This is a genomic window from Gracilimonas amylolytica (genome assembly GCF_002911695.1).
GTDB classification, from domain to species: Bacteria; Bacteroidota; Rhodothermia; order Balneolales; family Balneolaceae; genus Gracilimonas; species Gracilimonas amylolytica.
Window position 1 is genome coordinate 1 of sequence record NZ_PQBS01000029.1, and the last position, 7,666, is coordinate 7,666.

Below are 7,666 nucleotides of genomic sequence, written 5' to 3' on the forward strand. Positions count from 1 at the left end.
GGGTCTTATGAAGTATAGCATGTTATAAAATCTTGTAACATATTGCTATACAATGAATAACAAGTATTATAAACGGTCACATATTTCAGAAGCTAAATTTCGGCATCTGATCAAGTGTTTTTCGTTAGATTTAACCGCAACGGAAACGGCTGAGTTAACCGGCATTTCATTGCGATCGGTTACCGTGATCTTTGACAAACTGCGCCATCACATCGCTCGATGGTCTGAGCAATCGGCTCGGATCCAAGGCATCATTGAGGTTGACGAGTCTTATTTTGGTCCACGACGAATTCCTGGTAAACGAGGACGAGGAGCTTCGGGTAAAACCATTGTCTTTGGCATTTTCAAACGTAAGGGCAAAGTCTATACCGAAATTGTCCCTGATGCAAGAAAAAAGACACTCCAGTGTATTATACGTGGAAAAGTGGCCCCGGCCAGTGTGATTCACAGTGATGGTTGGCGAGGCTATAATGGCCTAGTGGATGTGGGCTATGACAAACATTATCGTGTTCAACATGGCCAGGATGAATTCGCCAATTCCTCGAGTCACATTAATGGCATTGAATCTTTTTGGAGTTATGCCAAACGCCGGTTGGCTCAATTTAATGGGGTATCGAAATCTCATTTTTATGTGTATTTAAAAGAAACTGAATATCGCTTTAATCATCGAAATCAAAACTTATACAAGATCTTACTGGAGAAGCTTAGAGAAGAACCTCTTTAAGCTCTAAACTTCATAAGACCCTATGAAATTAAAGCGGTATGGGTTTCCCTCATGCCGCTTTTTTATTTGTAGCTACCGTATGCATAAAGTTTTATATTTTGATCGGATATTAATCTAAACCCAACCAACCATTTAAATCATTGGATTTACAAGAAGACCCGTTTAGTTTGGTTCAGGACTCAGTTCTTTCAGTACCCATCGATATGACTATTCCCGGTATAGATCCGGTGGTAATGGGAATTCAGGTTTTCTTTCTTTTTCTGGGTTTGGCGTTATCAGCCATTTTTTCAGGGTCAGAGGTTGCTCTGTTTTCCCTTTCTAATCGCATGGAAGAGCTGGATGTGAACGGTTCCTCCAAAGCTGACCGGCGAATCTTCAGAATGCTGGACAAGCCACGACGCTTGCTGGCTACCATTCTGATCGGTAACACGTTTGCCAATATCATAGCCTCTGTTTTGGCGGCTGTGATCACCGGTGATATAGTGGAGGCATTTGGTCTTTCCGAGATCGTTGTTTTTACCGTTGAGGTATTGGTGCTGACCTTTATGATCCTCATTTTAAGTGAGATCACTCCAAAGATCATTGCTATCAACAATCCACTTAAGGTCTCACGAACCAACAGCACCTTTATATATGCCTTCTTCATTTTACTGAAACCCTTTGCCAAGCTGATCGCTGACAGCACCATCAGTCTGGAGCGATACCTGCCGAAACCAGCCAGTAAGATGACCTCTGAGGATATCAGAACCATGGCAGAGGTCAGTGAACAGGAGGGATCTATTCATGAGGATGAACGTGAGATCATTGAGAATGTGATCGGTTTTGGGGATATCATGGTACGGGAGATCATGACTTCGCGGGTCAACATAGTTTCCGTCTCCTTGAATGAGACACTGCAGGACGTACTGTCGAAGATCAGGGAGAACGGTCTTTCAAGAATGCCCCTCATCGATGGTGACCTCGATAATATTCAGGGAGTCCTGTATGCTAAGGATGTGCTTCCTTACCTGAATTCTGAGGAAGAGGAACCTATTCTGAACTGGAAGACGGTTTCACGGAAGGCCCTATTCATTCCGGCCACTAAAAAACTGGACGACCTGCTCAGGGATTTTCAGCAGGAAAAGACGCACATCGCTATTGTGGTTGATGAGTATGGTGGAACGGAAGGGATCGTAACCATGGATGATATTCTGGAGGAGATCGTTGGGGATATCACCGATGATTCAGGAGAAGAGATCAAATTGTACACACGTTTCAAAAGCGGTATCTATATTTTCGATGCCAAGATCGATCTGGATGACATGGAAGAGATATTGAAATGTGATATCACGACCGATGATGACGAATACGAAACTCTTGGAGGATTGATCTATCACCTTACTGAAAGCCTGCCAATGGTTGGAGAACGGATCAAATTCAAGAACATGGAGCTCACGGTTCACTCCGTAAAAAATAACCGGATCAAAAAAGTACGCGTTAAGTTAGAAAACCCCGAAGAAGTAAATACACCCGCTGAATAATTGTATGACGGACACACCTGAAGTGAAAGAGCATTTCGATCTGAAAGAGCATAATACGATAGGGGTGAGTGCGAAGGCCCGGTATTTTGCGTCAGTGTCAACAGCAGACGAATTAAGACAGTTATTGCTGGACCCGAAATACAAACTGTTACCCAAACTCATGTTGGGCGGTGGCAGCAATATTCTGTTTGCCAATGATTTTGAAGGGTTGGTCATACATCTGAAAATCAAAGGGCGTGAGGTTGTAGAAGAAACGGGCGATCATGTGCATTGGAAACTTGGCAGTGGAGAAAACTGGCACCAAGTGGTATTGGGTGCTATTGAAAACGATTGGGCGGGGATCGAGAATCTATCTCTCATTCCCGGATCGGTTGGGGCCGCTCCCATTCAGAATATCGGGGCCTATGGTGTGGAGCTGGAACAGGTGTTTCACTCGCTTGAAGCGTTGGACCTGAATACCGGTATCATCAAGACTTTTGAGCACAAGGAATGTAAGTTTGGATATCGTGACAGTGCATTCAAGAATGATCTGAAAGGAAAGTATGTGATCACTTCCGTTACCTTAAAGTTGAGTAAACATCCAAAGGTGAACACCAGTTACAGAGCTCTGTCTGATCATTTGAATGAGCAGGGTATTGAGGAACCAACTATCAGACAAGTAAGTAACGCTGTGATTGAGATCCGGCAAAGTAAACTGCCTGATCCAAAGGAGATCGGTAATACGGGGAGTTTTTTCAAGAATCCCGTGATCAGCGAGGAGGAGTTTGGGCGGTTAAAAAACAAACACCCTGATGTCCCAAATTACCCTGATAAAAAAGGAGTGAAGGTGCCGGCTGCATGGCTCATCGATCAGTGCGGCTGGAAAGGGGAACGAATTGGTGATGCCGGAGTACATAAAAAACAAGCCCTGGTGCTTGTGAATTATGGCAGTGCGACCGGGGCAGAGATCATCGAACTGGCAGAAAAGATCCGCCGTTCGGTTCACAATAAATTTGGAGTTGTTCTGACTCCGGAAGTAAATATTGTATAATTAGTTAGCTTAGCTTTAATTAGGTAAGCGGTTACAGGAAAGATCGTAAGTTCAAAAACTAAACAAGGGAAATTATGAATCTCAAAAGGAAGCTGTTATCAGTTATAGTCATAGTGTCTTTAGGGTTTGGCGGGTGTGTCACTCTTGAGCAAAATCCGGTTTCGGGTAATAAAAGAGCCTATGGATACAGCTGGGAGCAGGAAGTGCAGATCGGTAAAGAATCAGATCCTGAGATCATTGCTCAGTATGGTTTGTATGAGAATGAAGAACTTGCCAATTACGTATCGCAACTTGGTCAGGAACTGGTGGAAGTCAGCCACCTCCGAAGAGATGACACTCCGGAGAAATTCAAAAACACTCCGTTTACATTCAGAGTACTGAACAGTCCCGTAGTGAATGCGTTCGCTTTACCCGGGGGGTATATTTACGTAACCCGCGGATTACTGGGGCATTTGAACAATGAAGCTCAGCTTGCCGTGGTACTGGGGCATGAGATCGGTCACGTAGCGGCACGGCATGCCTCACAAAGAGCCATGCAGCAACAATTTGGTCAGCTTGCCATTATTGGTGGAGCTGTTTTGGGAGAATCTTTTGGGTATGATGGGCAAAGTATTCTACAGCTCAGTAGCCAAACCGCCCAGCTCATGTTTCTGAAATATGGAAGGGATGATGAACGGGAATCCGATGCTTTGGGTGTTGAATATGCGGCTATGAGACATTATGAAGCTTCAGAAGGAGCCGATTTCTTTACCTCGCTGAAACGCATTTCAGAAACGCAGGGTGGTGGAATTCCAACACTGCTATCCAGTCACCCTGATCCCGGTGAGAGAGAAAGTACGATCCCAAGACTTGCACAGGAATGGGAAAGTAAAGGGTATGAGCAGAATATCCTTGACAAAGAAGAATTCATGGAGATGATAGAGGGTATTGTGTACGGAGATAACCCAAGGGAAGGATTTGAAAGGGATGGTATGTTCTATCATCCGGATCTCGAATTCCGGTTTCCGGTACCGAACGGCTTTCAATTAATCAATCAAACCACAGCTGTGATCATGGTGAATGAGGCGCAGGATGCCATTATTCAGTTTACCATCGATAATCAGAATGAAACCCCTGAATCGTCTGTACGAACCTTTTTGGCACAGGAAGGCATCACCGTGATTGAACAGCAGTCATTTTCTGCCAATTCAATGAATGGATATCAGGGTATTGCCACGGCACAATCTCAGAATGGAACCGAATTGAAGTTAAAACTCACAGCGGTTGGATACGGTGGCAATATCTACAGGTTTTTGAGTTACACCACGAGTGCGCAATTTGATACATATAGGGATCGTTTCACAACGGTAGAGAATGGATTCAGTCAGCTGTATGATAATGCGATCTTAGGCATTCAACCGGTGAAATTGAAATTGATCACCACATCGAGAACGGCTCCATTCAGCTCATTTTTGCCAAATGAGCTGCCTATGGATATTAAGCCTCTTGATATTGCCATCATCAATCAGGTGGATCTGGATCAAACCATACAACCCGGAACCATGCTTAAGATTCCGGTTCAATAAAAGGGTGAAAGAACCGCAAATACGGGCTTAATCTGTTCATTTAAAATCCTATCTTTGGGCTGAACTTTTAATCATCCAAAGTAAGATTACATGATCTCCCGATATTCCCGCAAAGAAATGTCCGACCTGTGGACCGATGAAGCTCAATTTCAAGCCTGGCTGGACGTAGAACTCGCTGCCTGCTGGGCCTGGGCCAAGCTCGGTAAGATCCCCATGGAAGACGTGGATAAGCTCTACGAAAATGCGGGGTTTGATGTAGACCGGATAAAGGAGATCGAAGCCAAGACCCGCCATGATGTGGTTGCTTTTACAAGAGCTGTTTCCGAAACACTGGGCGATGAAAAGAAATGGGTGCACTATGGGCTGACCTCTACTGATGTGGTGGATACTGCCTGGGGCGTGCGGCTCAAGAAAGCCAATGCCATCCTGCTTGAAGGACTTGAACACATTGTGGATGTACTCGGTGAAAAAGCCAAAGCACATAAATACACGGTGATGATGGGGCGAACCCACGGTATTCACGCCGAGCCAACCACTTTTGGATTGAAATGTGCGCTTTGGTATGCGGAAATGAACCGCAACCTGGAGCGTTTCAAAAAAGCCGCTGCTGATGTGGAATTCGGTAAGCTGTCCGGATCGGTAGGTACCTTTGCCAACATCCCGCCGGAAGTGGAAGAATATACCTGCGAGAAGTTAGGACTGAGTCCGGCACCCATATCCACCCAGACCCTGCAGCGCGACCGTCATGCCTATTATCTCTCCACGCTGGCGCTCATCGGCTCCACCATGGAAAAGATGGCTGTGGAAGTCCGCCACCTGCAGCGCAGTGAACTGAGGGAAGCCGAGGAGGCCTTCCGCAAAGGGCAGAAGGGATCTTCATCCATGCCGCATAAACGTAATCCCGTCAGTTCGGAAAACATCTCAGGCTGTGCCCGGGTGTTAAGAGGGTATATGGTTACCGCTTACGAGAATATACCTCTCTGGCATGAACGCGATATCTCACACTCCTCAGCCGAACGCATCATCCTGCCCGATGCAACCACGTTATTGGATTATATGCTGAACCGCTTTGCCGGGGTGATCGAAAACCTCGTGGTGTTTGAGGACAACATGGAATCCAACATCTGGAAGACCCAGGGACTGGTCTTCTCCCAGCGCCTCCTTCACAAACTCATCGACAAAGGCATGCCCCGCGAACAGGCTTACGATACGGTACAGCCGCTGGCCATGAAGTCATGGAAAGAACAAACGCTTTTCAAACCCATCGTTGAAGCGGACGGTACCATTACCGAAGCTTTAACCCAGGAAGAGATCGATGAAGCCTTCGACCTCGACCATCACACCCGGAATGTGGATGTGATCTTTAAGCGGGTTGGACTAGGGTAGTTTTGAGTTTTTAGTTATTCTAACTTGTCTCGGTCTGACGGCTTGATGTCCGTTTGACCGTTTGTTTAATTCGAGTAATAAAGCCTTTAGCCATCCATCAGACGGGTGATCCGTCAGATGGATTCTGGGTTAAATAGTAACCTTGAAGCGTGCTCCCGAGATTTCTGTTAGACTTTAAGTATTGAGAAAGGCAGTCAACTCTGCTTTTTTATAATACCAGCGAGCCGGAGACAGGCTAACCGAGTGTGTCGAGCAGAACTCGAAATCCCGAATCAGCCCCTCCGGCTTCGGTATTATCCAAACCTAAATAGCATGCTAGTAAAACACTACGAACAGAGTCAGGTCCGATAATACCTAGCTGGCATACGTCATTAAGGTTAATCAAACATGAGGATTTTTTATGGATCTCACAAATCTAACCCACTTTATTGGTATAGATATTTCTAAAGATACCCTGGACTGCTGGCACCGTCCTTCCGGGGAACATATGCAGTGCGCAAATTGCGAGTCCGGTTTCCAACAACTAAACCAGTGGATAACCGAGGCGGGATGTACCGACCAGAACAGTGTTATTTGTATGGAGGACACCGGAATCTATGGTAAACGACTATTGGTTGCGTTAACCCAAATGGGATGGAGATGCTCGGTAGAAAAGACCACCATATTGGAAAAGGTGGGCCCGGACCACCATCGTAAAGATGACCAGTTTGATGCTCAGCTACTGGCTGAATACGCGGATCGTTTTGCTGATCAGTTATCACTGAGCACCCCGGCAGAGCCGGTATTAGATCAGCTTCAACAACTCTATGCTGAACGTCGCCGGCTGATACGCCAGCAAACGGCCACCAAAACCAAGCAAACGCAATCGGCCCAACAGCCGGACTGCCCGGAGCTGGTGCGCCAGGGGTGGGAAGAGCAACTACAGTTATTTGACAACCATATTGCCCAGTTGGAACAGCACATTCGGCAGTGCATACAAACCCATGATGGGCTGCAGGAATACTACGACTTGCTGGTCAGTATTCCTGGTATTGGAGAAGTTACCGCCTGGATGTGGCTGATTCTCTTTTTTGGAGAACAAAAATTGAATCCTAAGGCTATTTCCTCCCGTTTTGGAGTAGCTCCCCATAGTCATAGTTCAGGAAGTTCGGTGCGTGGGAAAACGCGTTCTTCCGGCCATGGAAGTGCAGAAGCACGTTCTACGTTAACCATGGCAGCCCGCTCGGCCAGTACACACAACGATAAATTCAGTGCCTATAAACAGAAAAAACTGGAGGAAGGTAAGCCTTGGCCGGTAGTTCGTAATAACCTGGTAAACAAATTAATCACTATTATATGTGCCATATGGAACAGCCAAACTTGCTATAAATCAAACCATGAATCCAGATTCGACAAACAAAAAAAGGCTGCTTAGTACTTGATTAAGTCATAGCATTCGGGA

At 45.9% G+C, this 7,666-nt stretch carries 6 protein-coding genes; all 6 read left to right on the forward strand.

Going from position 1 to position 7,666, the window contains the following annotated elements:
- Positions 1-52: 52 nt before the first annotated feature.
- The 6 genes from C3B73_RS06980 to C3B73_RS07005 all read left to right on the forward strand — a co-directional run bounded on the left by C3B73_RS06980 (position 53) and on the right by C3B73_RS07005 (position 7,639).
- Positions 53-724, forward strand: coding sequence for an IS1595 family transposase (locus tag C3B73_RS06980; protein ID WP_103664887.1), 672 nt, complete (start codon positions 53-55; stop codon positions 722-724).
- Positions 725-864: 140 nt separating this feature from the next.
- The gene (locus C3B73_RS06985) at positions 865-2,244 is read left to right on the forward strand and encodes a hemolysin family protein (RefSeq protein WP_103664888.1); all 1,380 of its coding nucleotides are present in this window, start codon (positions 865-867) and stop codon (positions 2,242-2,244) included.
- Between the two features lie 4 nt (positions 2,245-2,248).
- Positions 2,249-3,274: a UDP-N-acetylmuramate dehydrogenase gene (gene murB, locus C3B73_RS06990; protein ID WP_103664889.1), complete on the forward strand. Its 1,026-nt coding sequence runs from the start codon at positions 2,249-2,251 to the stop codon at positions 3,272-3,274.
- Positions 3,275-3,348: 74 nt separating this feature from the next.
- Positions 3,349-4,839, forward strand: coding sequence for a M48 family metalloprotease (locus C3B73_RS06995; protein ID WP_103664890.1), 1,491 nt, complete (start codon positions 3,349-3,351; stop codon positions 4,837-4,839).
- Between the two features lie 90 nt (positions 4,840-4,929).
- Positions 4,930-6,225 carry an adenylosuccinate lyase gene (purB, locus tag C3B73_RS07000; protein WP_103664891.1) on the forward strand — a complete coding sequence of 432 codons (1,296 nt, stop codon included), beginning with the start codon at positions 4,930-4,932 and terminating at the stop codon, positions 6,223-6,225.
- A gap of 400 nt (positions 6,226-6,625) precedes the next feature.
- Positions 6,626-7,639 (forward strand): IS110 family RNA-guided transposase, encoded by a 1,014-nt coding sequence (locus C3B73_RS07005; RefSeq protein WP_103664008.1) that lies wholly within the window; start codon positions 6,626-6,628, stop codon positions 7,637-7,639.
- Positions 7,640-7,666 lie beyond the last annotated feature (27 nt).